Raw genomic sequence first — 24,285 nt, 5'->3', positions numbered from 1 at the left:
CGCTCCCCGGACGTCCCTCACTCGATCGGCGTGCCCGGCGCGCGGGCACCCCGGTCCCGCTCGCATGCTGGCCCGGGGGACGACCGCCGTCCGGAGCCGCCCGCGCGAGCCGCGTGGACGCACGGACCTGGCCATCGGAAGGGCGGAGCGCCGATGAGGCTCGTCGTCGATCTCAACAAGTGCCAGGGGTACGCCCAGTGCGCGTTCCTCGCACCCGACGTCTTCGCCATGCACGGCGAGGAGTCGCTGCTCTACAACCCGCGCGCGGACGAGGAGCAGCGGGAGCGGCTGGCGCGTGCCGTCGCCGCGTGCCCGGTGCAGGCGATCACGGCGGACGGGCTGGACGGCGCCGCGGGCGAGCCGGTGACCGGTTCCGCCGGGGAGGCGTCCGATGCCCGCTGACCACACGGAATGGCTCAGGCGCGAGGGCCGGATCGTGATCGTGGGCGCCTCGCTGGCCGGCCTGCGGGCCGCCGAGACGCTGCGCGCCGAGGGCTTCGCCGGCGAGCTGACCCTGATCGGCGACGAGCCGTACGAGCCGTACGACCGGCCGCCGCTGTCCAAGTCGGTGCTGCTGGGCAAGGCGTCCCCGCACCACACCGAGCTGCCGCACCGCAGGGAGATCGACGCCAAGTGGCGCCTGGGCGTCGCGGCGGCCGGGCTGGATCTGACGGACAAGCGGGTCCGGCTGGCCGACGGCGACGAGGTGGAGTACGACCGGCTGCTCATCACGACCGGCGTCCGCGCCCGGCCGTGGCCGAAGGAGGAGGAGGCCCGGCTGGACGGCGTCTGTCTGCTGCGCACGCGGGAGGACGCGGCCGACCTCTACCGGCGGCTGAAGGCCGGCCCGCGCCGGGTGTTCGTCATCGGCGCCGGGTTCGCCGGTTCGGAGGTCGCCTCGGCGTGCCGGGAGATGGGCATTCCCGTCACCGTGGCGGAGCGTGCGGGCGCGCCGCTGGTGGGCGCGCTCGGCGGGGTGATCGGCGCGGTCGCCGCCGGCCTCCAGACCGAGAACGGTGTGGACTTGCGCACCCACGTCACGGTGACCTCACTGGAGGGTGACCCGGTCGGCAGGGTGCGGGCCGTCCACCTGTCGGACGAGACTGTCGTCGAGGCGGACGTGGTCGTCGTCTCGCTGGGTTCGCTGCGGAACACGGAGTGGCTGGCGGGGTCGGGGCTGGGCGCCGGGCCGCGGGGCATCGCCTGCGACGCGGGGTGCCGTGCCTTCGACTTCCGGGGCATCGTCACCGACGACGTCTTCGTGGCGGGTGACGTGGCGCGGTTCCCGCACGCCCTCTTCGGCTACCAGTTCCTGTCGCTGGAACACTGGGGCAACGCCGTCGCCCAGGGGGAGACGGCCGCGCACAACATGATCTGCCACGGCGCCGAGCGGCGCCCGCACCTGTGGATGCCGGCCTTCTGGTCCTCCATGTTCGGGGTGAACATCAAGTCGGTCGGGGTCCCGCCCATGGGTGAGCAGCTCATGATCACGCAGGGTTCGCTGGCCGAGCGCCGGTTCGTCGGGGTCTACGGCTACCAGGGCCGCATGATCGCCGCCGTGAGCTTCGACAACACCCGGTGGCTGGAGTTCTACCAGCGGCAGATCGAGCGGGGCGCGCCGTTCCCGGTGGAGTTCCCGACGATGGACCGGCGTCCCGAGGGCCTGCGGCCGGTGGCGGCCGACTTCCCCGACCCGTCCCTCCCGACCCATGGCCCCACGGTGACCCTCAGCGGTTACTCACCGGCCGACCAGCAGCTGGTCTTCCACCCCTCCCGGCACTGACCGCCGCCGGCCCCGACGCTCCAAGGACCTGTCATGACGCAAGCCTCGCTGGTGCGCCAGATCACCGACTTCGCCCATCGCGCCGACCCGTACCCGCTGTACGAGGAGCTGCGCAGGACGCCGGTCCTGCACGAGGAGGAGGGCGGCCCCTACGTCATCAGCTCGTACTACGACATCGAGGGCCTGCTCCACGATCCGCGGGTCAGCTCCGACGCCGCCAACCTCGCCGCGGCGGGCGACGACGAGGTCTCGCAGGGGGAGAACACGGGACTGCCGCCGTCCTTCCTGCGGCTCGACCCGCCCGAGCACGACCGGCTCCGGCGCATCGCCAACAGCGCCTTCGGGCCGCCGCACCGGCCGCGCCGGGTCGAGAACATGCGGGGCGAGATGGCGGCCGTCGTGACCGGGCTGATCGACGGTCTCGCGGACACCCGGCAGATCGACCTGGTCGACCAGTTCGCCTACCCCTTCCCGGTGACGGTGATCTGCCGGCTGCTCGGCGTGCCCCGGGACGACGAGCCGCGGTTCCGCGCCTGGGTCGATCCGCTGGTCGCCGGCCTCGATCCCGCGACGCGCACGACGGCGGACGCCGAGTTCGTGAAGGCGGCCCAGGAGGCCCGGATGCAGCTCGGCATGTACCTGGCCGGTCTGGTCGAGGAGCGCACCAAGGAACCGCGGGACGACCTGCTGTCCGACCTGGTGCACAGCCAGGGCGCGGACGGTTCCATGACGATGATGGAGGTGCTCAGCACCGCGGTGCTGCTGCTGATCGCCGGCCACGAGACGACGGTCAACCTGATCACGAACGGCATGCTGACGCTGCTGCGCCACCCGGACGTGCTGGCCCGGCTGCGGGCGGAGCCGGGCCTGTCGGTGCGGATCGTGGAGGAGCTGCTGCGGTACGAGCCGCCGGTGCAGATCGTGCCGCAGCGCACCTGCATCGCCGACATCGAGGTGCGCGGGGTGACCATCCCGAAGGGGTCACGGCTGTGGCTGGTCCTGGCCGCCGGCAACCGTGACCCCGAGCGTTTCAAGGACCCCGGGCGCTTCGACCCGGACCGCGAGGACATCCAGCACCTCGGATTCGGCAGCGGCATCCACAGCTGTTTCGGTGCCCCGCTGGCCCGGCTGGAGACCCAGATCGCCCTGGCCGAGCTGGCCCGGCGGATGGAGAACCCCCGCCTGGCCGAGGATCCGCCGCCCTACCGGCAGAACGCCGTGCTGCGCGGCCCCCGGCATCTGGACATCGTCCTCGACGGGTGGCGTTGACCCGAGCGGGAGGGCGTCAGCAGCCGCATCCGCCCGCCACGGGCGCCGTCAACGGGTCGGCGTCCCGGCGGGCCGGCCCCCGCCGGGTCTCGTAGGCGAGACCCTCACGCGCCCAGTACTCGAAGCCGCCGAGCATCTCCTTGACCCGGTAGCCGAGTTCGGCGAGGGCCAGGGCGGCGCGGGTGGCACCGTTGCACCCGGGGCCCCAGCAGTACGTCACCACGGGCACGGATCTGTCGAGGAGCTGCCCGGCCCGCTCGGGGACGAGCGCGGTCGGCAGGTGGACGGCGCCGGGGATGTGGCCCTGGTCCCAGGACTCGGTGGAGCGGGAGTCGACCACGACGAAGCCGGGGTCACCGCCGGCCGCCAGCGCCTCCGCCACGTCGGCGACGTCGGCGTACCGGGCGAGGCTCGCCCGGAGGTGGGCGGCGGCCTCGGCGGGGGCGGCGGGCGGGACGCGCAGGACGGGGTTCGCGGAAGCGGCGTCGATCATGACGGGAAATCTACGGTCCGTGAGCCGCGGCCTGAAGGGACGATCCCCGGGCCTGCCCTTGCCCGGCCGGGGATTTCCCTGCTATCCATCCCTGATGACCGTGTATTCCCCGGACGCCACCGACTGGCGCATTCTCGAGGTCCTCCAGCGCGACGGACGGGCCACCTACGCCGAGCTGGCGCGCGCCGTGTCGATGTCACCGAGCGCCGTCACCGAACGGGTACGGCGGCTGGAGGAGGCGGGCGTCATACAGGGGTACGCGGCGGTGGTCGACCCCGAACGGCTGGGCCTGCCGATCCTGGCGTTCGTGCGGCTGCGCTACCCGAACGGCAACTACCGGCCGTTCCACGACCTGGTGGCCGCGACGCCCGAGATCCTGGAGGCGCACCACGTGACGGGCGACGACTGCTTCGTCATCAAGGTCGCCGCGCGCTCCATGTCCCACCTGGAGGAGGTCTCGGGCCGAATCGGCTCCCTGGGCTCGGTCACCACCAGCGTCGTGTACTCCTCCCCGCTGTCCCGGCGCCCGCTGGGCCGTTAGCCCACTCCGTGCTGGCGCAGCGTCGAGCCCGATCTGCCCTTCACGACCTCCAGTTGGGCGTGGATGCGGCGGCGCAGGTCGGCGACGTGGCTGACGATGCCGACGCTGCGGTCGCGTTCGCGCAGTGAGTCGAGGACGTCCAGGACCTCGTCCAGGGTCTGGTCGTCCAGGCTGCCGAAGCCCTCGTCGATGAAGAGGGTGTCCAGGCGGACGCCGCCCGCCTCGTCGGTGACGACGTCGGCGAGGCCGAGGGCGAGCGCGAGGGAGGCGAAGAAGGTCTCGCCGCCGGACAGGGTCGCGGTGTCCCGGGCCCGCCCGGTCCAGGCGTCGACCACGTGCAGCCCGAGCCCGCTGCGGCCGCGTCCGGCGCGGTCGTCGGAGTGGACGAGGGTGTAGCGGCCGGACGACATGCGCTGGAGGCGCACGGTCGCGGCGGCGGCGACCTGCTCCAGCCGGGCCGCCAGGACGTACGACTCCAGGCGCATCCGGCGTTCGTTGTCGGCGGAGTTGCCGGCGGTGAGCGCGGCGAGCCGGGCCACCCGGCCGTACTCCTCGCGCAGCGGGGCGAGGCGGCGTACGGCCTCGGTGGCGCGCGCGGAGAGGCGGTCCAGCTCGGTGCAGCAGCGGGCGGCGGCGTCGCGGGCGGAGGCGGCCTCGCGCAGCCGCCGTTCGGCGCCGGCCGCCGTCCGTTCGGCGGTGGCCGGGTCGGCGGGCGGCTGCCGGTCGGCCGCCGCGGCGCCGGGCTCGTCGAGGACCGCGCGGACGGCGGCCTCCTCCTGCTGCCAGGCGTCGAGGCGGTGTTGCAGGTCCCGGTAGGCGGCGGCGTCCAGCAGGGCCGCCGCCGCGGCCTGCGGGGTGTCGAAGCCGGCCCGGTAGGCGGCGTCGGCGAGGCGGGCGTCGGCGTCCTTCAGCCGCTGGGCGGTGTCCTCGGCGACACGCACGGCGTCGGCGGCCTCGGTGAGCCGTGCCGTGAGCCGTTCCAGCTGCGCGGCGCGCGCCGCCACGCTGTCCGAGGTGCCGCGCGCCTGCGTCAGCTCGGCTTCCAGTGCGGCCTGTTCGCGTTCCAGGGTGTCGCGCCGGGTGAGCCGGGAGGCGGCCCGCAGGGCGGCCTGGTGGCGGTCGGCGAGGCGCTGCTCGCGTTCGTGTCCGGCGCGCCGCAGTTCCTCCTGGGCGGCGTGCAGGGCGGAGGCCGCGCGGCGGGCGCGGGCGTATTCCTCCTCCAGTTCGCCGGCCTCGGCGGTGAGCCGGTCGGTGGGCGTCTCGCCGGCCTCGGCGGTGGCGGCGGCCAGCGCCTCGCGGACCTCGCCGAGTCGCCGCTCGTCGTCGGTGTGCAGCTCCTCGGCCCGCTGGTAGGCGGCGAGGGCGCGGTCCTCGGTGTCCCGGTCGACGTGTCCGGTGGTCTTGCGGGCGGGGGCGGGGTGCGCGGTGGCTCCGCAGACCGCGCAGGGCTCGCCGTCGGTGAGGTGGGCGGCGAGTTCGGCGGCGATGCCGTTCAGCCGCTGTTCCTTGAGGTCGAGCCAGTGGGCGCGGGCGTCGAGGGCGCGCTGTGCCGAGTCCTCCGCGCGCTGCCGGGCCTGCGCGAGGTCGGTGGCGAGGCGGTCGCGGGTGCGGGCCGCGTCGAGCCGCCGCTGCATCGGGGCGCGCTGGACGGCGAGTTGTTCGGCGCGGGTGGCGGCCTCCTGGGCGGAGTCGACGCGGTCCTGGAGTGCCGCGCGGGTGCCGTCCCAGTCGGCGAGCCAGGCGTCGGCCTCGCGCAGGATGTCCTCGTCGGCGTTTTCCTGCCGGTCGAGTCCGGCGCATTCGTCGGTGAGTTCGGCGAGCCGCCGTTCGGCTCGCCGGGCCGCGTCGAGGCCGCCGAGTTCCTCGGCACTCCGGCGGGCGGCGGCGGCCAGTCCGCCGGCGTCGGCGCCGGCGTGGGGGCCCGTGAGCTGCCCGCGCGTGCGGGCCTCGGCCGCGGCGGCCCGGCGGTGGTCCGCCTCGGCGGCGTCGCGCAGCTCCAGCGCGGGCGCGACGGCCTCGGCCTTGCGGGCCCGTTCCATGCGCTCGCGCGTCTCCCGGCGGGCGGCGGCGCTCTCCTGGAGGCGTTCGGCGCGCTGCCGGGCCTCGGCGAACCTCTGCTGGAGGCGGGCGCGTTCGCGTATGTCGTCCAGGGCGCGGCGGGCCGCGGCGTGGGCGGACTCGGCGGCGGCCAGACGGCAGCGGGCGACGGTGAGGCGTTCGCGGGCGGTGCTGCGGGCGACGGCGGCGGCTCCGAGGACGGCCTCGGCCAGACCGGGGTCGCCGGGGGCCAGGGCGGGCAGGTCCATGGCGTCACCGGCCGCCTGCTGCATGCGGTGGGCGTCGGCGAGGAGCGCCGCGTCGCCGTCGCGCACGCGCGCCTCGGCGGCCTTGCGGCGGTCGGCGAGCCGTTTCTCGACGTCGGCGAAGCGCCGGGTGTCGAAGAGGCGGCCGAGCAGTTTGCTGCGGGCCTCGGCGTCGGCGCGCAGGAAGCGGGCGAAGTCGCCCTGGGGCAGCAGGACGACCTGGCAGAACTGGTCGCGGCTCATCCCGAGCAGCTGGGTGATCTCCTCGCCCGTCTCCTGGTGGGAGCGGCTGCGGTCCTGCCAGACGCCGGCCGTGCTGTCGTACTCGCGCAGCCAGGTCTGGGCCTTGTCTACGGTGGTGCCCTTGCCGCGCAGCTTGGGCCGCTCCCAGGGGGGCTGCCGGGTGATCTCCAGGCGGCGTCCGGCGACGGTCAGGTCGAGGCGGACCTCCGTGCGGGTGCCGGGCGGGGCGTGGTCGCTGCGCAGGTGCGCGCCCTGGCCGCTCTGCCGGGCACCGGGGACGGAGCCGTACAGGGCGTAGCAGACGGCGTCCAGGACGGAGGTCTTGCCGGCTCCGGTGGGCCCGTGGAGGAGGAAGAGACCGGCGGCGGACAGGGCGTCGAAGTCGACGGTCCGGGCGCCGCCGAAGGGTCCGAAGGCGGTGATGTCGAGCCGGTGCAGCCTCATCGTGCCACCTCTCGTACGGCGTCGTCGGCGCGGACGGCGTCGAACGCCTCGCGCAGGACGGCGCTCTCGTGCTCGTCGGGTCCGGTGCCGCGGACATGGGCGACGAAGTCCTGGGCGATCTGGTGGTCGCTGCGGCCGGCGAGCCGCCGCGCGTACGACAGGTGGGGGTCGTCGGGGGCCCGCTCGGGGTCGAAGACGAGGCTGAGGGTGTGCGGGAAGCGCGCGGTGAGGCGGGCCATGGGATCGGCCGGGCGGGCCGGGTCGGTGAGGGTGGCCTCGATCCAGGCTTCCTCGTGGCGGGTCAGTCCCGGGTCGGTGAGGAGCGCGTCCAGGGTGCCCCGGATGCGGGCGAGCGGGCGCGGCACGGGGCAGTCGACGCGCGCGGCGGTGACCGAGCCGTCCGCGTCCAGGTCGACCAGCCACATGCTCTTGCGGTGGCCGGCCTCGGAGAAGGAGTAGGCGAGCGGGGAGCCGGAGTAGCGCACGCGTTCTGTGATGGTCTGGCAGCCGTGCAGATGTCCGAGGGCCACGTAGTCGACGCCGTCGAAGACGCCGGCCGGTACGGCGGCGACCCCGCCGACGGTGATGTCCCGCTCGCTGTCGCTGGCCTGGCCGCCGGTGACGAAGGCGTGGGCGAGGACGACGGAGCGCGTGCCGGCCGCGCGGGTGGCGAGGTCGGCGCGGACGCGGTCCATGGCGGCGCCGAGCACGGCCTCGTGCCCGGCCTTGCCGACGGCGAACTCGTCCTTGACGAGGGCGGGTTCGAGGTAGGGCAGGCCGTAGAACGCGACGTCGCCGTGGGCGTCCTGGAGCACGACCGGGGTGCCGGCGGCGGCCGGTTCGGTGCGCAGGTGGATGCCGGCGCGGTCGATGAGTCCGGCGCCGACGCCGAGGCGGCGGGCCGAGTCGTGGTTGCCGGAGATCATCACCGTGGGCACGCCGAGGTCCGCGAGGCGGTGCAGGGCGGTGTCGAACAGTTCCACGGCGGCGAGCGGGGGCACCGCCCGGTCGTACACGTCGCCCGACACGACCACCGCGTCCACCGCGTGCTCACGCACGGTGGTGACGAGGTGGCCGATGAACCCGGCCTGGGCCCCGAGCAGGTTCGCCCGGTGGAAGGCCCGGCCGAGATGCCAGTCGGACGTGTGCAGGAATCTCATGGGCCCCGAGACTATCGGCCGGGTCTGACATCACGGCCGGTTACTCCCGTACCAGCCCGTCACGACCCGCCCGCAGCAGGGGGGTTATGCCCGTTTCGCCGGAATGGTCAGGCATCTCCGTAGGCTTCGCCGCCCGGTTCGAAGCCGGCCGTGCCCGCCGTCACATCGGCGAGCCACGCGCGGAAGGCGTCCACGTCGCCGTCCGGCAGGCCGATCTCCAGGGTGACGGCCTCGCCGTAGCGGACGTCCCGCACCTCGCGTCCGGTGGCCCGCAGGTCGTTCTGGACCTTGCCCGCGCGCTGGTGGTCGACGGTCACCGTGGCCAGCCTGAAGCGGCGCCGGGTGCGGGTGCCGAGCGCGTCCAGGGCCTCGCCGACGGCACCTCCGTACGCGCGGATGAGTCCGCCGGCGCCGAGCTTGACACCGCCGTAGTAGCGGGTGACGACGGCGACGACGTACCGCATGTCACGGCGCAGCAGCATCTGGAGCATGGGGACGCCGGCGGTGCCGCCCGGTTCGCCGTCGTCGCCGGCCCGCTGCACGGAGGCGTCGGCGCCGATGACGTACGCCCAGCAGTTGTGGCTGGCGTCGGCGTGCTCCCTGCGGACGGCCGCGACGAACTCCTGCGCCTCCTTCTCGGTGGCGGCCGGGGCGAGGGCGCACAGGAAGCGGGAGCGGTTGATCTCGGTCTCGTGCACACCCGCACGGGCGACGGTGCGGTACTCGTCCTGCATCCCGCCAGCCTATGCGCAGCACGTCACCGGTCCGTCCCCGCGTCAGCGCGGCCGCTCCCCCTTCGCTCCGCGCGGCACCGTGAAGGAGGTCAGCAGGGCCGTGCCCGGGGCGAGTGCCGGCCAGCCGGTGCCTCGCCAGGCGAGGACGGCGATCGCTGCCGTCGGGAACTTCTCCCCCACCCGGTCAAGGGTGTCGTCGAGGCCGTCCGCGGCGAGCGCCCGCACCAGGTCGGCGAGGCCCGGGTGGTGTCCGACCAGCAGCAGCGTCTCCACCTCCGGCGGCACCTCGTGCACGACCTCCAGCAGTTCCGGTACGCCGGCCGCGTAGAGCCGCCCGTCCAGGCGTACCGGCGGTGGGGTGCCCCACTCGGCGGAGGCCAGCTCCCAGGTCCGGCGGGCGCGGACGGCGGTGGAGCACAGGGCGAGGTCGGGCAGGGAGCCGGAGTCGGCCAGGGCGCGGCCGGCGGCCGGGGCGTCCCGCAGCCCCCGGGGCGCGAGCGGCCGGCGAGGGTCCTCGACGCCCTCGGGCCACGCGGACTTGGCGTGCCGCAGCACCACCAGCCGGCGCAGCGGGCCCGCGCCCGCCCGTTCGATCACGCCGGGTTCCCGAGGTCACGGAGGAGATCGAGGGCGAGCAGCCGGTCGGCGTGGGCGTAGGTCTCGAAGCGGGCGCCGTCGGGCAGGTCGGGGGCGTGCTCCACGTCCCGCAGCACCGCGAGCGAGCGGGGCAGGTCGAGGTCGTCGTCCCAGGCGGCCCGCAGCCGGGTCCGGATCTCCTCGGGCACCGGCCGGGAGGGCCGCCGGGCCCAGCCGGCCACGGCCCGCCGCCAGTGGGCGAGCTGCCCGGCGGCCCGGTCGAGGGCGGTGGCGTCCAGCCGCGCGGTCTCCCGCCGGGGGACGCGGAGCAGGGCGAGCCGCAGGGCGGCGGGGTCGGCGAGGAGGGCGGGCAGTGGCGGCTCGGGGCCGGTCCAGGTCACCGGCGCGACGGCCGCCACCGGCCCCTCGGCGCGGACGGTCGCGGTGTGGGGCCCGGTGACGTGGATCACCTGGGCCTCACCCAGCCCGGACGCGAGGTCCCGGCCGTCCTCGAAGGGGCGGATGGCGAGCCGGGTGGCGGCCGTGCACAGCTCGGGCTGCTCACGGGGTGCGGTGAGGATCGTCCAGACCGGGGTGCCGCCCAGCTCCAGGGCCCGGACGAGCAGGTCGGCGGTGAGCAGTACCCGCAGGGCGGTCGGGTCGAGACCCGGGGCGTGGGCCTCGACGCGGGTCAGGCCGCGGCGGGCGGGCGCGGCGGCGACGGGTTCACCGGTTCGGACGTCGAGGATGCGCAGCACGGGGCGAGCGTAGGCGGCCGGACGGCCGTATGCGGGCAGCTTGCACCGATTCCGGTCATCGTGGCGCGCCGCGGCGGGAATCCGCACCCCTGGGGCGCTGTTGCCCCCACGTTCTGTTCCCGCAGTCCGAGGAGGCGGCCGATGTACGGCGACGACGCGACGATCCGCAGGATCCTGACCGAGCTGGGCGACACCTGGGCGGTGGTCGGCCTGTCCGCGAACCGGAGCCGGGCCGCGTACGGGGTGGCGCAGGTGCTCCAGCGGTTCGGCAAGCGGATCGTGCCGGTGCACCCCAAGGCGGAGGCGGTGCACGGTGAGCGGGGGTACGCCTCCCTCGCGGATGTCCCCTTCGACGTGGACGTGGTCGACGTCTTCGTCAACAGCGCGCTGGCCGGCACGGTGGCCGACGAGGCCGTGGCGCGGGGCGCGAAGGCGGTGTGGTTCCAGCTGGGGGTCGTCGACGCAGGCGCGTACGAGCGGACCAGGGCGGCGGGTGTGGAGATGGTCATGGACCGGTGCCCGGCGATCGAAATTCCACGTCTGCACTAGCCGACTCACCCCCTGTCTCACTTTCTTCTCACAATTAGACGCTGAATATTGACATTCGGAGTTGATCTCTGACCTGTGTGAACGCTGTTCCCAAGACCGACAAGATCCTGGGTCAAGTTTTGGAAAACAGTCTTCTGTTCAAGCGGAAAGTCTTTCTAGCCTGTGGCGTCCTTGCTCGTTTGTTTCGTGTTCATGAACTGAGAGGCCACCTGACATGGCGAAAGTCGACCATGCCGTGCCACAGGCCACGACGGAGTCCGGCGGCTTGCGCCGCGACGTCGGACTGATCGGTCTGATGTGGGCCTCCGTCGGCTCCATCATCGGCTCCGGCTGGCTGTACGGCGCCGAGAAGGCGGTCGTCGTGGCCGGTCCCGCGGCGATCGTCTCGTGGGTGATCGGCGCGGTCGCGATCGTGCTGCTGGCGCTCGTGCACGCCGAACTCGGCGGCATGTTCCCGGTGGCGGGCGGCACGGCGCGCTACCCGCACTACGCCTTCGGCGGCCTGGCGGGCATGTCCTTCGGCTGGTTCTCCTGGCTCCAGGCGGCCACCGTGGCCCCGATCGAGGTCGAGGCCATGATCGGCTACGCCGGTCACTGGGAGTGGGCGCGGGGCCTCCAGCACGCCGACGGCACACTGACGCCCGTCGGTCTCCTCACGGCCGTCCTGCTGATGGCGGTCTTCGTCGGGGTCAACTTCTTCGGCGTCCGGGCCCTGGCGCACACCAACAGCGCCGCCACCTGGTGGAAGATCGCCGTTCCGCTCGGGGCGATCTTCATCATAGCCGCGGGCAACTTCCACGCCAGCAACTTCACCTCGGAGGGCTTCGCGCCGTTCGGCGCCAAGGGCATGCTCGGCGCCATCAGCTCCAGCGGCATCATCTTCGCGCTGCTCGGTTTCGAGCAGGCGATCCAGCTGGCGGGCGAGAGCCGCAACCCCAAGCGCGACCTGCCCCGGGCGACCCTCGGCTCCGTCGCGATCGGCGCCGTGATCTACATCCTGCTCCAGGTCGTGTTCATCGCCGCCCTGCCGCACGCGTCCTTCGCGCACGGCTGGGCCAAGCTGGACTTCCCCGGCATCAGCGGTCCCTGGGCGGGCCTGGCGACCGTCGTGGGCCTGGGCTGGCTGGGCTGGGTGCTCTACATCGACGCGATCATCTCCCCCGGTGGCACCGGCCTGATCTACACCACCGCCACCTCGCGGGTCTCCTACGGCCTGGCCAAGAACGGCTACGCGCCGAAGGCCTTCGCCAGGACCGACAAGCGCGGCGTGCCGTGGTTCGGTCTCCTGATGTCGTTCGTCACCGGTGTGATCTGCTTCCTGCCGTTCCCGAGCTGGCAGGAGCTGGTCGGCTTCATCACCTCGGCGAGCGTGCTGATGTACGCGGGCGCGCCGCTGGCCTACGGCGTCTTCGCCGACCGGCTGCCGCACCACGAGCGCCCCTACCGGCTGCCCGGCGGCAGGTTCATCTCGCCGCTGTCGTTCGTGGTCGCCAACCTCATCATCTACTGGGCCGGCTGGGACACCCTGTGGCGGCTGGGCTTCGCGATCCTGCTCGGCTACCTGCTGCTGGGCTCCTACGCCTGGTACGCCACCAGCAAGCGGCTGCCCGACGCGCCCCGGCTGGACTTCCGCGCCGCGCAGTGGCTGCCGGGTTACCTGCTCGGCCTGGGCGCCATCTCCTGGCTGGGCGGCTTCGGCGGCCGGGGCGTCATCCCGCTGTGGTGGGACATCCTGGTCGTGGCCGCCTTCTCGCTGGGCGTCTACTACTGGGCCAGGGCCACCGCGTCCAGCCCCCAGGCGATCGAGCGCAGCATCGAGGAGGTCGTGGTCACGGACGCGCCCGCGCACTGACCCCGCCCCCGCCCCACCCCACGGTGTCCCGTCGGCTCGTCTGACGGGACACCGTCATAATGCTCGGATGACGTCTCCTTCCCCCCGCTCCGGCTCCCCCGCCGTGCCCCACTGCCCGGTCGTCATCGTGGGCGCCGGGCCGGCCGGGCTGACCGTCGGCAACATCCTGCGGGCCGCCGGCGTCGACTGCCTGGTCCTGGAGGCCGGCAGCCGCGCGTTCATCGAACAGCGGCCCCGCGCCGGGGTCATCGAGGAATGGGCGGTACGGGGCCTGGAACGGCGCGGCCTCGGGAGCAACCTGACGGCGCACGCCCAGCGGCACACCGAGTGCGAGTTCCGCTTCGACGGCCGCGGCCACCGCTTCGCCTACGGCGAACTGACGGGGCGTCACCACTGGATCTACCCGCAGCCGTCGCTGGTGACGGATCTCGTGCGCGAGTACGCCGACGTGCGCGGCGGCGCCGTCCGCTTCGGCGTGCGCGACGTCCGCCTGCACGACCTGGACTCCGACCGGCCCTCGGTCTCGTACACCGACCCGGACAGCGGCGAACGGCTCCTGGTGCGCTGCGACTTCGTGGCGGGCTGCGACGGGGCCCGCGGGGTGAGCCGGGCGGCGCTGCCGGAGCGGGCGCGGATCTCCCGGCACGACTACGGCATCGGCTGGCTGGCGCTGCTCGCCGAGGCACCGCCGTCCTCCGACTGTGTGCTGTTCGGCATGCACCCCGACGGGTTCGCCGGACACATGGCCCGGGGCCCGCACCTGACCCGGTACTACCTCCAGTGCCCGCCGGGCGACGATGCGGACGACTGGCCGGACGAGCGGGTCTGGGACGAACTCCAGCGGCGCCTGCACGCCGCCGACCACCCGCCGCTGACGCGGGGCCGGCTGCTGGAGAAGCGCGTGCTGGACATGCACAACTACGTGGTGGAGCCCATGGCGTCCGGCCGGCTCTTCCTGGCCGGTGACGCCGCGCACCTCGTCGCGCCGATCGCCGCGAAGGGCATGAACCTGGCCCTCCACGACGCGTTCCTGCTCGGCGACGGCCTCGTCGCCCACCTGACCGAGGGCGACGGCACGGCCCTGGACGGCTACGCGGAGGCCTGTCTGCGCCGGGTGTGGGACTACCAGGAGTTCTCCCAGTGGCTCTCCGAGATCTACCACGGCATGTCCCACGGCGACCCCTACCGGGCCGGCACCGCCCGGGCCCGCCTGCGGCGGCTGTTCACCTCACCGGCAGCGGCGGCGGCCTTCGCCGAGCAGTACCTCGGTACGGCGGGCGCGTACTGAGCGCGTGACGGACCCCCACTCGCCGGTCAGGCGACGCCCAGGCCCTCCCGTACGACCGCGCCCGGCAGTTCGGCGAGGGCCTTGCCCGGCACCAGCAGTTTGCCGCGCCGGCGGCCACTGCCGATCAGCACGTAGGGCAGGTCGACGACGGCCGCGTCCACCAGCACCGGCCAGCCGGTGGGCAGTCCGAGCGGGGTGATGCCGCCGTACTCCATGCCGGTCTCGCCGGTCGCGGTCTCCATGGGGGCGAACGAGGCCTTCCGCGCGCCCAGTTGACGGCGTACGGCGCCGTTGACGTCGACCCGGGTGGTGGAGAGCACCACGCAGGCGGCCAGTGTGGTCATGCCGCCCCGCTTGCCCGCGACGACGACACAGTTCGCCGACCGCTCCAGCAGGTCGCGGCCGTAGTGCTCCACGAAGACGGCCGTGTCGGCCCACTGCGGGTCGGTGTCCACGTAGAGGATCCGGTCGGCCGGGACGGCGCCCTGCCAGTCGCGTACGGCATCGGCGACGGGCGCGGTCAGCTCGTCCAGGCAGTCCGGGGCGGGGGTGGCGGTGTCGAAGTCTCCGATGGGTGGGCGCATGGCCGCACGCTAGCAAGGCCCGCCCGCGCGCCGTACCCGCGTCTCAGGGCACGGGCGGCACGGACACCGCCATCACCATCTCCATCGGCAGGTCGCCCCGGTTGGTGTACCGATGCGGGACATTGGCCTCGAAAGAAGCGCTGGCGCCCGCCGGAACGCGGTACTCCGCGCCGTCCACGACCAGCGTCAGCTCGCCCGCGGTCACGTGCACCAGCTCGACGGTGCCGCCGGGATGCGGCTCGGAGGGGCTGCTCTCGCCCGGCATCAGCCGCCAGTCCCACATCTCCAGCGGTCCCGGCGCCTCCGTGCCGGCGAGCAGCCGGTTGTAGCTGCCGGCTTCCGTGTGCCACAGCCGCACCGCCCGTTCGGCGGGGACGATCCGGACCGTCGGGCCCTGTTCGTAGTCGAGGAGCGTGGTGACGCTGACGCCGAGCGCGTCGCCGATCTTGACGACCGTGCCGATGCTGGGGTTGGTGCGGGCCTGCTCGATCTGGATGAGCATGCCGCGGCTGACCCCGGCCCGGGCGGCCAGCACGTCCAGCGTGAAGCCGCGCACGGCACGCCAGTGCTTGACGTTGCGCGCCAGGGACTGGGTCAGGAGTTCGAGGTCCGACACGTGGGGTCCAATATCCGGGAAGTCCGAGGTGACGCATAGCGCGGTGCCGTGCACCGCACTACGGTGCGGTGCATCCGAGCGTTCACCGAACTGTACTGCGAGGCCGGCCGTGCCGGTGGCCGGCCGGTCGCCTCAGACCTCCGGTTCCAGTGCGGCGAGCCGGGCGACCACGTCCTCGTCCAGCTCCCCCAGCGCCCGCAGCTGCTCCGGCGTCGTCCCGTCCGGGATCGGCACCGGGGCCGGGGTCCGCAGCGGCGGCTGCCAGCCGTCGCCGGCCGTCCAGCGCCGTACGACCCGGGCGGGCGCCCCCGCCACCACCGCGTGGTCGGGCACCGTGCCCCGGACCACCGCGCCGGCCGCCACGACGACGTTCCGGCCGATCCGCGCGCCCGGCAGGATCACCGCGCCGGTGCCGATCCAGCAGCCCGGGCCGATCTCGACGGGCTCCATCCGCGGCCACTGCCGGCCGATGGGCTGGTGCGGGTCGTCGTAGGAGTGGTTGGTGGAGGTGACGTAGACGTACGGGCCGAAGTAGCAGTCGCTGCCGATCGTGACCGTCGTGTCCGCGATGACATGGCTGCCGCGGCCGAGCACCACGCCGTCGCCGATGCGCAGGATGGGCTCAGGGCCGAGGTCCAGGTCCGGCATCAGACCGGCCGTGAGGGTGACCTGCTCGGCGATGATGCAGTGGGAGCCGAGCCGGATCCAGGGCTCGCCGAAGACCGTGCCGAGCGGGAAGGCCAGCCGGGTCGCTTCGCCGATCGCGCCGAACCGGTAGCGGCCGGGGTGCTCGGCCGTCACCGAACCCGCGCCGCGCACCCACGACCAGCCCGCGTGCACGGCGCGCTGCGCCAGCCGGCGTCGCCAGGATGAGAACGTGTTCTTGCGCTTCGACACGGGCTCACGTTACTCACCGGTCGTCCGGCGGAGGGCGCGGGCTGCTGTGATCTTCACCCCACCCGGTGTCGTACCGTGCGGTGTACTGCCGACACGAGGAGACGGGTGATGACGCACAAGGCGCTGATCGTGGGTATCGGGGGCAAGGAGCCCCGGGTGGATCCGGAGGCGTTCGTGGCGCCCACGGCCTCCGTCGTCGGGGACGTCACGCTGCACGCGGGGGCGAGCGTCTGGTACGGGGCCGTCCTGCGGGGCGACGTGGAGAAGATCACCGTGGGCGCGCGGGCCAATGTGCAGGACAACGTCACGCTGCACGCCGATCCCGGTTTCCCGGTGACCGTCGGGGAGCGGGTGTCCATCGGGCACAACGCGGTGGTGCACGGGGCGACCGTGGAGGACGACTGCCTGATCGGGATGGGGGCGACCGTGCTCAACGGGGCGGTGATCGGGGCCGGGTCGCTGGTCGCCGCGCAGGCTCTGGTGCCGCAGGGGATGGTGGTGCCGCCCGGGTCACTGGTCGCGGGGGTGCCGGCGAAGGTGAAGCGGGAGCTGACCGCGGAGGAGCGGGAAGGGGTCACCCTCAACGGCACCTTGTACGCGGAGCTGGGCAAGGCCCACGCGGATGTGCACCGCTAGGACCGGTGCGGGGCGGAGGTGTGAGGGCGCGGGGGCGGGAGCGCGGGCGCGGGGCGGTCAGTCCCCGGCGTTCACGGGTTCCGGTTCCCGCTCGGCCGGCGGCTGCGCCTTCTTCGCCTTGCGCTTCAGGACCAGCACCGACGCCAGACCGATCACCAGGGCCGCCACCAGGCCCAGGTAGGAGAACCGCTTCAGCCAGTCCTCGGCGACGAGACCGACGTAGTAGATGACGGCCGTGGTGCCGCCGGCCCAGCAGATGCCGCCGAGGACGTTGGCGATCAGGAACTTCCAGTACGGCATGTGCAGGACGCCCGCGAGGGGACCGGCGAAGATACGCAGGAGGGCGACGAAGCGGCCGAAGAAGACCGCCCACATGCCCCACTTCTGGAAGGACCGCTCGGCGGTGGCCACATGGCCCGCGCCGAAGTGGCGCGGGAACCTGGCACCGAGCCAGGCGAGCAGCGGGCGTCCGCCCTTGCGGCCGATCGCGTAGCCGATGGAGTCGCCGATCACTGCGCCCGCCGTCGCGCACACACCGAGGACGACCGGGTTGACCCCCGACTGCTGGGAGGACATCAGGGCCGCCGAGACGAGGATGATCTCGCCGGGCAGCGGGATGCCCAGACTCTCCAGGCCGATCACCAGGGCCACCACGGCGTAGACGGCGGCCGCCGGCACCGAGTCGAGCCATTCCTGGACGTGCACCGCCGGTACCTCCCCTGTCCCTGCCCTTGCCCTCCGGGTCACCGCATGTTCGGCGCGCCCCTAGGGAAGGCTACCTGGTCGGCGATGAACGGCTCCCTGTCCCGCCGCCCGGCCACGCCGTCCCGTCCCCGCCCCTCGCGTTTCCGGCCACCGCGATGTCCCACGGCGCACCGCGAGCGGCAGTCGTGCCCGGCGGGCCACCGGCCGGCGGACGCCGGGCAGGGGCGCGGCCCGTGGGTCGGCGGCCGGAGCGCGAACCGGTTCAGAGGCACGGCGCGTAGGAGGTCCGCGGGACGGGTCGTGCGGCAGCATCGCCGCGGCACGACTGTGGCGCGCCGGCGCGGGTGAGCCGGGGATTCCCAGGCCGTCGTCCGCGCGACGGTCGAGGGGGCCCGGCCGGGGCCGCCCGTCTGGCGGCCCCGGCACCGGTCAGCCCACCAGCGCCCTTACGGCCTGTGATCCCACGTCGGCGGCGACCGTGACGGGCGAGGTCGTCCGTGCGCCGACCGGTGGGGCGAGGTCGCCCCCGACCGGCCTGACGGCATTCCCCAGTGCCACCACCGCGTCCACCACGTCCCCCTTCGCGGCATCCGCCGCACGGCCCGCGCGGTCCGCGCCGCCGGCCCCGCCCCGCCGCCGGTCCGCCTCGGCGTGCACCTGGGCGATCCGCGGCCCGGTCCCCTGCCCGGCTCGCGCACCGTCGCGTTCCGGCGTGCCGTGTGGGACGTCACCGTCCCCCCGCTGCCCGGAGTCCGGCCCGGCGGTGCCCGGCGACGACGCCCCCGCCGTACCGGTCCCGCCGGACAGCCCCGGTCCGTCCGGCGATCCAGGCACCCCGGAGGCCCCGGAAGTCCCGGAGGCCCCGGAGGCGTCCTCACCCTGCGCCGCCGTACCGGAGGACCGCGGCACCTCGGCGGTCCCCGGCTCCAGCACCCACCGCTGCCGCGGCGAACCGTCCCGTCCGGCCACCGCGACGCGCGTGGTGGAACGGCCGGAACCCGGTGTGAGCACCAGGCCCTTGTGCCGGCGGAGCAGGATCTCGCCGCGGACCGTGACGTCGTACGACACCTCGCCGGTGGGAGCGAGGCAGCCGGTCAGCCCGACGCACCGCGTGCCGGGGCCGGCGGCCAGGCAGAGGGACGGGTCCGCGGTGCTGCGCAGCCGTCCGTCGTCCCGGTACGACCACTGCTGCGAGGCGGCCGGGGAGCACGGCGCGAGCCGGACGCCCGCGCCCGCGGTGACCCGGTCGCCGCGCACGTCCAGGCAGAGCCGGGAACCGAGGCCGCGCAGCGCGCCGTGGGCGATCTCCGCGGACTCACCGGCGGAGGCGGCGGAGGGCGAGGCCGCGGAGCGGGTGCCGGTGCCGCCCGGGCGGGCGGCGTCGCCGGCGGGGGCGCTCCAGGTGGCGGGTGCGGGGACACCGTTGTCATCGGACCAGCTCCTGGCCGCGAGGACGGTGGCGAGCAGCGCGAGGGAGGTCAGTCCGACCCCGACGGCCACGGCCGTGCGGCGGCGGTTCTCCGGCCCGGTGCGGTGCCGCCCGGCGGTCGCCGGGGGCGCGGGCCGCACCGCCGGCGGGGGCGGCGATTCCGCGGGGGCGCCGCGGCCCGGGCGGGAGTCGAGGTAGCGGCGGGCGCCCCAGCCGAGCACGGCCTCGGCGAGCAGGAGGTGCAGACCGCCGTCGAAGTGACCGAGTTGTCCGGCAGCGTGCCGACAGTGATCGCAGACCGTCAGATGCCGGCGCACATCGGGCAGCAGGGCGCCGCCACGGCGGATCGGGACGTCGAGGAGGCGGTTGTGGAAACGGCATTCGCTGGAGGGTGCGAGTTCCCGGTGGGCGCGCACGCAGCCCGCACGGAATTGCTCGCGTGCCTGTTCCAGGGCGGCGATGGCGGTGGCCGGGTCGACTCCCAACAGACCTGCCGGTATGTTTATGGGTTCGGCTTCGACCTCGGTATGCCAGAGAAGGCATTGGGAGGCGCCGGGAAGAGCCTGGAATGCGCGCGCGGCGAGCTGCCGGCTTTCCGGTGTCCCGGGGTTCGTCGCGCGAAGGCCCCGGCCGCCGGTGGGTTTGCGCAATTCCGGCAGGGCGATGCGCGCCGCCTCGTCCGCGGCCCAGGAGCGGACGGTGTCCCGGACGGCGACGAGCAACTGGGGCCGCAGGGCGCCGCCGAGCACGCCACCCGCCATGCGGCCGAGCACCTGATGGAAGGCCGCTGTGGCCACCAGTTGGGCGGCGGGACCGGCGGAGGCCAGGCAGACCACGGCATAGTCGCGGGTGGGCCGCCAGTGCCGGGCCAGCAGCAGGGCGACGGCGTGATGGCGGGCGTCGCCGGGGCCGGTCAGCCGGGCGACGAGGGCACGGTCGGACTCACCGGCCGGAGCGGGTGAGGGCGGGAACGGCGGGCGTGGGGGGTGAGGGGACGGCACGGAACCATTTCCTTTCCAGCCGCAGGAACGCAGACGCAGGCGCGTCCTGTCGGAAAGCAGTACCTGGTAGGTACGTACCTGATAGGTATGCACCTGAGAGCCGGCCCTGACATCGGCGTCTGCCTCTGCCCTCCCGCGGGGAGGCTCACCTTCGCACACGCGGGTCACAGGAAACAAGAAGTGCGAATATCCCCGACCTCAACATCGGTTTACCGCACAATAGTTACCGCCGGTATCCCCATGGCGGGTCTCGTGGATTCACCCAACTCGGCCACCGTAAAAGCCGTATGGCGCACGAAATTTCCAACTTACGGCCGCCGTCCCACAGTCGGCTGCCGACTCCGCCGCCCCCCTCACCCTCTCCCCTCCCCGGCGCCGCCGTCGGTGCGCCGGGGAACGGGCCGCGATCGCGGCTTACCGCGTCAGCCGTTGGGCCGCAGCGTCCAGACGACCGTCATCTCTCCGGTCACGGCGCCGTCCGCGCGCCGGATCTCGATCGCCACCGGGAACTCGGGGCGCTGTCCGGCGTCCAGTTCGGCGACGACGTCGGCGGCCGGGCGGCCCAGCGTCGCGGTCGCGGTGACGGCGCCCATCGCCAGCTTCCGGTAGGCGATCTCGGCGCGTACGGCGAGCGGCACGGCACGCGAGAGCTGGTCCCCGAAGGCCGCCAGGACGATGGCGCCGCTGGCCGACTCCCCGAGGGTGAACATCGCGCCGGCGTGCGGGCCGCCCACGTGGTTGTGGTACGCCCCCTGGTCCGGCAGGGACACCACGGCCCTGTCGGCGGTGGTCTCCCGGAACTCCAGGTTCAGCGTCCGAGCCATGGGCACGGTGGCGGCGAGCATGTCGCCGATCGACATCTGGTCTGCGCTCATGCCGTCATGTTACTCACGAGTAGCAGGAGCTGGCCAGAGCCGGTGTCCGCGGTCACCACGGTTTCGCCACGATCCTGACGAACACCGGTGACCGGAACGTGTCCCGCGCCCCACTAGGGTTACTGGCCATGTGGCCAGATCAGCAGCCGCCAGGGGGCGCGCAGAACCCGCAGCACAACCCGTACCAGCAGCCGGGTTACCAGCAGCCGAACCCGTACCAGCAGCCCGGGTACCAGCAGTACCCGCAGGCCGGGCAGCAGGCGCAGTGGGGACAGCCGCCCACGGCGTCCTCGCCGCAGCCGCCGCAGGGCGGTGGCGGCCGTACGAAGCTGGTGGCGATCGTCGCGGCCACGGCCGTGGTGATCACGGCCGCCGTGACCGGCTATCTGGTGCTCGGCGGCGGCTCGAAGAACGACGAGGCGGACAACGGCAAGGGCGGGCACAGCACGGCCCCGTCACCGACGGCCGACCCTTCCGGCCCACCGACCTCCTCCACGACAGACAACCCCCGGGCGAGCGGGACCGAGAAGCCGACCGTCGCGGGCTGGAAGCTCGTGGTCAATCCCAAGTACGGCACCGCGTTCGACGTGCCCGGGGACTGGGAGGTGGAGCGGCCCGGCATCTTCTCCTTCTTCGAGGACGAGCAGAAGGGCGACGGCTCCCCGTACATCGGCTTCTCCGGTCCCGCGTACCTGAAGCCGGACTACTGCACGTTCGAGAAGGGCGGCACCAAGGAGTCGCAGGCGCTGGTGGCGAGCGGCACGAAGGGCGAGAACGGCGCGAAGGACACCGCCGGGATCGCCCGCGGCGACTCGGCCGCGTTCGTGTTCGGCGGCTACACCGACCAGTCGGACGCCGCCAAGAAGTACCTGCGGATCGGCAAGCCGAGGAACTTCACGACGGCGTCGGGCGTCAAGGGCAGTGTGGCGACGTCGTACGTCGTCGGCGTGCCGAAGAAGGACAAGTGCGACACCGACGGGAAGGCCACGACGTTCGCCTTCAAGAACTCCAAGGGCAGCTTCGTGGCGTGGACCCTCTACGGCGCCAAGGGTGTCAAGGACGAGATCCCCGACGCCACGGTCGACAAGATCCTCGCCACGGTACGGCTGCACGGCGACCCGGTCGTGGAGTGACTTCGCCTCCCCTGCCCGGTCCCGCCCCCGCCGCGTCAGCCGATGCCGAAGGCGCCGGCGGGGGGCTCGGGTGACGGTACGGCGTCGGCGTCCTCGACCGGCCCGGCCGGACCGATGAACTCCCGTACCGAGGCGCCGTGTTCGACGCGCGCCGGAAAGGCGTCGGCCGCGCTGCGCCGGGTCATCGCGGCGACGTCCAGCGGCCGGTGCGAAGCCACGACCACCGCGTTGCCGAACCGCCGGCCGCGCAGCACCGCCGGCTCGGCGATGAGCGCGAGTTCCTCGAACACGGCGGCCAGGTTCGCGAGTTGGGCCCGCAGGAAGCCGAACGGCGCCGCGTCGGCGAGGTTGGCCAGATAGACCCCGCCGGGACGCAGCACCCGCTCGGCCGCACGCGCGTAGGCGAGCGTGGACAGGTGGGCGGGGACCCGGGAACCGCCGAACACGTCGGCGACCAGTACGTCGGCGTGGTCGTCCGGCGCCTTCTCCAGCCAGGCCCGGGCGTCGTCGGCGTGCAGCACGACACCCGAGTCCCGCGGCAGCGGCAGGTGCTCGGTGACCAGTTCCAGCAGCCCCCGGTCCGCCTCGACGACGTCCTGCCGCGAGCCGGGCCGGGTCGCCGCCACGTACCGGGGCAGCGTGAGGGCGCCGCCGCCGAGGTGCACCACGTCCAGTGGCGCGCCCTCAGCGGCCACGGCGTCCAGCGCGAACCCCAGCCGGCGCGCGTACTCGAACTCCAGGTACGCCGGATCGTCCAGATCCACGTACGACTGCGGCGCCCCGTCGACCGTGAGCAGCCAGGCCCGCTCCCGGTCGACATCGGGCATCAGCTTGGCGGTGCCGTGATCGGTGGTGCGGGACACGGGTATCTGCTCGGTCACCCGTCCATTGTGACGTGCTGCGGAGCACCGCGGGGCCGTGCCGGTACGGCCCCGCGGCTCCCGGCGGCACCCACGGCACCGCTCATCCCACGGCGATGACGGTCCCCGCGCCCACGGTCCGTCCGCCCTCGCGGACCGCGAACCCGAGCCCCGGCTCCAACGGCACCTCCCGGCCCAGCTCGACGCTCATCTCCACCGTCTCCCCGGGCCGGGCGACACCCGCCCCGCCCAGGTCGACGCGCCCCACCACGTCCGCCGTACGGAGGTGGAACTGCGGCCGGTAGCCGGTGGCGACCGGGGTCGTACGGCCCCCTTCACGCCCCGGCAGCACGTACACCCGGGCCGAGAACCGCCGGGCCGGCACCACGCTTCCCGGCGCCGTCACCACGTGTCCCCGGCGGACGGCGTGCCGGGGAACGCCCCGCAGCAGCAACGCGACACTGTCGCCGGCCTGCGCCTGTGCCATCGGCCTGCCGAAGGTCTCCAGGCCGGTCACGACCGTCCGGACGTCCGGACCGAGCACGTCGACCCGGTCGCCGACGCGCACCACGCCCCGCTCGACGGCACCGGTCACGACGGTCCCGCGCCCGGTGATGGTCAGCACGTTCTCCACGGGCAGCAGGAACGGCGCGTCCAGGTACCGCTCCGGCGTCGGCACATAGGTGTCCACCGCGTCGAGCAGCGCCTCGACGGACGCCGTCCAGCGCGGGTCGCCCTCCAGCGCGCGCAGTCCCGAGACGCGTACGACGGGGACGGCGTCGCCCGGGTAGCCCTGGGCGGTGAGCAGGTCGCGGACCTCCAGCTCGACGAGGTCGGTCAGCTCCGCGTCCCCCGCGTCGGCCTTGTTGAGCGCGACGACGATGTGGTCGACGCCCACCTGCCGGGCGAGCAGTACGTGTTCGGCGGTCTGCGGCATGATCCCGTCGAGCGCGGAGACCACGAGGATCGCCCCGTCGAGCTGCGCGGCGCCGGTGATCATGTTCTTGACGTAGTCGGCGTGACCCGGCATGTCGACGTGGGCGTAGTGCCGGGTGTCGGTCTCGTACTCGACGTGCGTGAGGTTGATGGTGATGCCGCGGGCGGCCTCCTCGGGAGCGCGGTCGATGCGGTGGAACGGCACGAAGGTGCCGGTGCCGCGCTCGGCGAGGACCTTGGTGATGGCGGCGGTCAGGGTGGTCTTGCCGTGGTCGACGTGACCCATGGTGCCGATGTTCAGGTGTGGTTTGGTGCGCACGTAGGCCGTTGCGGACATGGCTGTACCTCGAAGCCTCTCAGCCGGGAAGAAGAACGCGGGGACCCCTGGGACCCGCCGACCCTCCCCCTGCGGGGTCCGCCGGACTGTCCGGAGAGGGTCAGCTTCGGGCGCCGCCGGCAGCGGCCACGAGGAGCGCGACGGCAGCCTTCGGGGCATCCGCGACGGCGGATGCTGCGGGGAGGAAGGCGAACCGGGACATGCCGTCCATCATCACCGACGGTTTGTCCGGCGTCGAACCCTTTTCCACCGTGGGCGAGTTCCGACCATACGGCGATCACAC

23 protein-coding genes are annotated in these 24,285 nt (G+C 73.8%); 9 read left to right on the top strand and 14 right to left on the bottom strand.

The features are described 5' to 3' along the window. The first annotated feature begins 153 nt into the window (after positions 1-153). Genes ABZ117_RS25680 through ABZ117_RS25670 form a run of 3 tightly spaced genes read left to right on the top strand, consistent with a single transcriptional unit; the run spans position 154 to position 3,052 of the window. Entirely contained in the window at positions 154-402 is a 249-nt protein-coding gene (locus tag ABZ117_RS25680; RefSeq protein WP_356824139.1) for a ferredoxin, read from the top strand. Continuing rightward, positions 392-1,783, top strand: coding sequence for an FAD/NAD(P)-binding oxidoreductase (locus ABZ117_RS25675; protein WP_356824138.1), 1,392 nt, complete (start codon positions 392-394; stop codon positions 1,781-1,783). Before ABZ117_RS25680 ends, ABZ117_RS25675 begins: the two co-directional genes overlap by 11 nt. Positions 1,784-1,816: 33 nt before the next feature. After that, entirely contained in the window at positions 1,817-3,052 is a 1,236-nt protein-coding gene (locus tag ABZ117_RS25670) for a cytochrome P450 (protein ID WP_356824137.1), read from the top strand. A gap of 16 nt (positions 3,053-3,068) precedes the next feature. Here the strand turns inward: ABZ117_RS25670 and ABZ117_RS25665 are convergent, their stop codons facing one another. After that, positions 3,069-3,545 (bottom strand): rhodanese-like domain-containing protein, encoded by a 477-nt coding sequence (locus tag ABZ117_RS25665; RefSeq protein WP_356824136.1) that lies wholly within the window; start codon positions 3,543-3,545, stop codon positions 3,069-3,071. A 94-nt stretch (positions 3,546-3,639) separates the two neighbouring features. On the opposite strand from ABZ117_RS25665, the gene ABZ117_RS25660 reads away from it, so the two are divergent. Beyond that, a complete protein-coding gene (locus ABZ117_RS25660; protein WP_356824135.1) occupies positions 3,640-4,086 on the top strand; it encodes an Lrp/AsnC family transcriptional regulator in 447 nt (148 codons plus the stop codon). Here the strand turns inward: ABZ117_RS25660 and ABZ117_RS25655 are convergent. The 5 genes from ABZ117_RS25655 to ABZ117_RS25635 form a co-directional block, all read right to left on the bottom strand. Continuing rightward, entirely contained in the window at positions 4,083-7,076 is a 2,994-nt protein-coding gene (locus ABZ117_RS25655; protein ID WP_356824134.1) for an SMC family ATPase, read from the bottom strand. The two genes, ABZ117_RS25660 and ABZ117_RS25655, sit on opposite strands and share 4 nt — an antisense overlap. Continuing rightward, entirely contained in the window at positions 7,073-8,236 is a 1,164-nt protein-coding gene (locus ABZ117_RS25650; protein WP_356824133.1) for an exonuclease SbcCD subunit D, read from the bottom strand. The genes ABZ117_RS25655 and ABZ117_RS25650 overlap by 4 nt, the downstream gene beginning before the upstream one ends. A 107-nt stretch (positions 8,237-8,343) precedes the next feature. Continuing rightward, entirely contained in the window at positions 8,344-8,970 is a 627-nt protein-coding gene (locus ABZ117_RS25645; protein WP_356824132.1) for a YigZ family protein, read from the bottom strand. A gap of 42 nt (positions 8,971-9,012) precedes the next feature. Further along, positions 9,013-9,567, bottom strand: coding sequence for a histidine phosphatase family protein (locus ABZ117_RS25640; RefSeq protein ID WP_356824131.1), 555 nt, complete (start codon positions 9,565-9,567; stop codon positions 9,013-9,015). Next, the gene (locus ABZ117_RS25635; RefSeq protein WP_356824130.1) at positions 9,564-10,304 is read right to left on the bottom strand and encodes a hypothetical protein; all 741 of its coding nucleotides are present in this window, start codon (positions 10,302-10,304) and stop codon (positions 9,564-9,566) included. The genes ABZ117_RS25640 and ABZ117_RS25635 overlap by 4 nt, the downstream gene beginning before the upstream one ends. A gap of 141 nt (positions 10,305-10,445) precedes the next feature. Between ABZ117_RS25635 and ABZ117_RS25630 the strand changes: the two genes are divergently transcribed. The 3 genes from ABZ117_RS25630 to ABZ117_RS25620 all read left to right on the top strand — a co-directional run bounded on the left by ABZ117_RS25630 (position 10,446) and on the right by ABZ117_RS25620 (position 13,993). After that, a complete protein-coding gene (locus ABZ117_RS25630; protein WP_356824129.1) occupies positions 10,446-10,853 on the top strand; it encodes a CoA-binding protein in 408 nt (135 codons plus the stop codon). Between the two features lie 214 nt (positions 10,854-11,067). Further along, positions 11,068-12,705, top strand: a complete 1,638-nt coding sequence (locus tag ABZ117_RS25625) for an APC family permease (protein ID WP_356824128.1) — start codon at positions 11,068-11,070, stop codon at positions 12,703-12,705. 67 nt (positions 12,706-12,772) lie between these two features. After that, complete coding sequence (locus tag ABZ117_RS25620) at positions 12,773-13,993, top strand: 4-hydroxybenzoate 3-monooxygenase (RefSeq protein ID WP_356824127.1); 1,221 nt, start codon at positions 12,773-12,775, stop codon at positions 13,991-13,993. A 26-nt stretch (positions 13,994-14,019) separates the two neighbouring features. On the opposite strand, the gene ABZ117_RS25615 is transcribed toward ABZ117_RS25620, so the two are convergent. The 3 genes from ABZ117_RS25615 to ABZ117_RS25605 all read right to left on the bottom strand — a co-directional run bounded on the left by ABZ117_RS25615 (position 14,020) and on the right by ABZ117_RS25605 (position 16,090). Next, complete coding sequence (locus tag ABZ117_RS25615) at positions 14,020-14,577, bottom strand: YbaK/EbsC family protein (RefSeq protein ID WP_356824126.1); 558 nt, start codon at positions 14,575-14,577, stop codon at positions 14,020-14,022. A gap of 43 nt (positions 14,578-14,620) precedes the next feature. After that, complete coding sequence (locus tag ABZ117_RS25610) at positions 14,621-15,193, bottom strand: XRE family transcriptional regulator (protein WP_356824193.1); 573 nt, start codon at positions 15,191-15,193, stop codon at positions 14,621-14,623. Between the two features lie 132 nt (positions 15,194-15,325). Next, on the bottom strand, positions 15,326-16,090 hold the full coding sequence (locus ABZ117_RS25605) for an acyltransferase (protein WP_356824125.1): 765 nt from the start codon (positions 16,088-16,090) through the stop codon (positions 15,326-15,328). 108 nt (positions 16,091-16,198) lie between these two features. On the opposite strand from ABZ117_RS25605, the gene ABZ117_RS25600 reads away from it, so the two are divergent. Then, entirely contained in the window at positions 16,199-16,726 is a 528-nt protein-coding gene (locus ABZ117_RS25600; protein ID WP_356824124.1) for a gamma carbonic anhydrase family protein, read from the top strand. A gap of 57 nt (positions 16,727-16,783) precedes the next feature. Here ABZ117_RS25600 and ABZ117_RS25595 read toward each other — a convergent pair whose 3' ends face one another. The 3 genes from ABZ117_RS25595 to ABZ117_RS25585 all read right to left on the bottom strand — a co-directional run bounded on the left by ABZ117_RS25595 (position 16,784) and on the right by ABZ117_RS25585 (position 20,736). Further along, positions 16,784-17,431 (bottom strand): DedA family protein, encoded by a 648-nt coding sequence (locus ABZ117_RS25595; RefSeq protein WP_356824123.1) that lies wholly within the window; start codon positions 17,429-17,431, stop codon positions 16,784-16,786. A 429-nt stretch (positions 17,432-17,860) separates the two neighbouring features. Next, positions 17,861-19,861 carry an RICIN domain-containing protein gene (locus ABZ117_RS25590; RefSeq protein WP_356824122.1) on the bottom strand — a complete coding sequence of 667 codons (2,001 nt, stop codon included), beginning with the start codon at positions 19,859-19,861 and terminating at the stop codon, positions 17,861-17,863. A gap of 422 nt (positions 19,862-20,283) precedes the next feature. Beyond that, the gene (locus ABZ117_RS25585) at positions 20,284-20,736 is read right to left on the bottom strand and encodes a DUF4442 domain-containing protein (protein ID WP_356824121.1); all 453 of its coding nucleotides are present in this window, start codon (positions 20,734-20,736) and stop codon (positions 20,284-20,286) included. Positions 20,737-20,864: 128 nt separating this feature from the next. Here ABZ117_RS25585 and ABZ117_RS25580 point away from each other — a divergent pair, with 128 nt between their 5' ends. After that, positions 20,865-21,869 carry a hypothetical protein gene (locus tag ABZ117_RS25580; RefSeq protein WP_356824120.1) on the top strand — a complete coding sequence of 335 codons (1,005 nt, stop codon included), beginning with the start codon at positions 20,865-20,867 and terminating at the stop codon, positions 21,867-21,869. 35 nt (positions 21,870-21,904) lie between these two features. Here the strand turns inward: ABZ117_RS25580 and ABZ117_RS25575 are convergent, their stop codons facing one another. Then, entirely contained in the window at positions 21,905-22,750 is an 846-nt protein-coding gene (locus ABZ117_RS25575) for a fused MFS/spermidine synthase (protein ID WP_356824119.1), read from the bottom strand. A gap of 82 nt (positions 22,751-22,832) precedes the next feature. Beyond that, positions 22,833-24,002 (bottom strand): elongation factor Tu, encoded by a 1,170-nt coding sequence (gene tuf / locus ABZ117_RS25570; RefSeq protein ID WP_356824118.1) that lies wholly within the window; start codon positions 24,000-24,002, stop codon positions 22,833-22,835. Between the last annotated feature and the right edge of the window lie 283 nt (positions 24,003-24,285).

This window comes from Streptomyces sp. NPDC006309, from assembly GCF_040613095.1.
Taxonomy (GTDB): Bacteria; Actinomycetota; Actinomycetes; order Streptomycetales; family Streptomycetaceae; genus Streptomyces.
The sequence above is the reverse complement of the archived record's forward strand: the minus strand, read 5'-3'. Positions and strand labels throughout refer to the sequence as shown.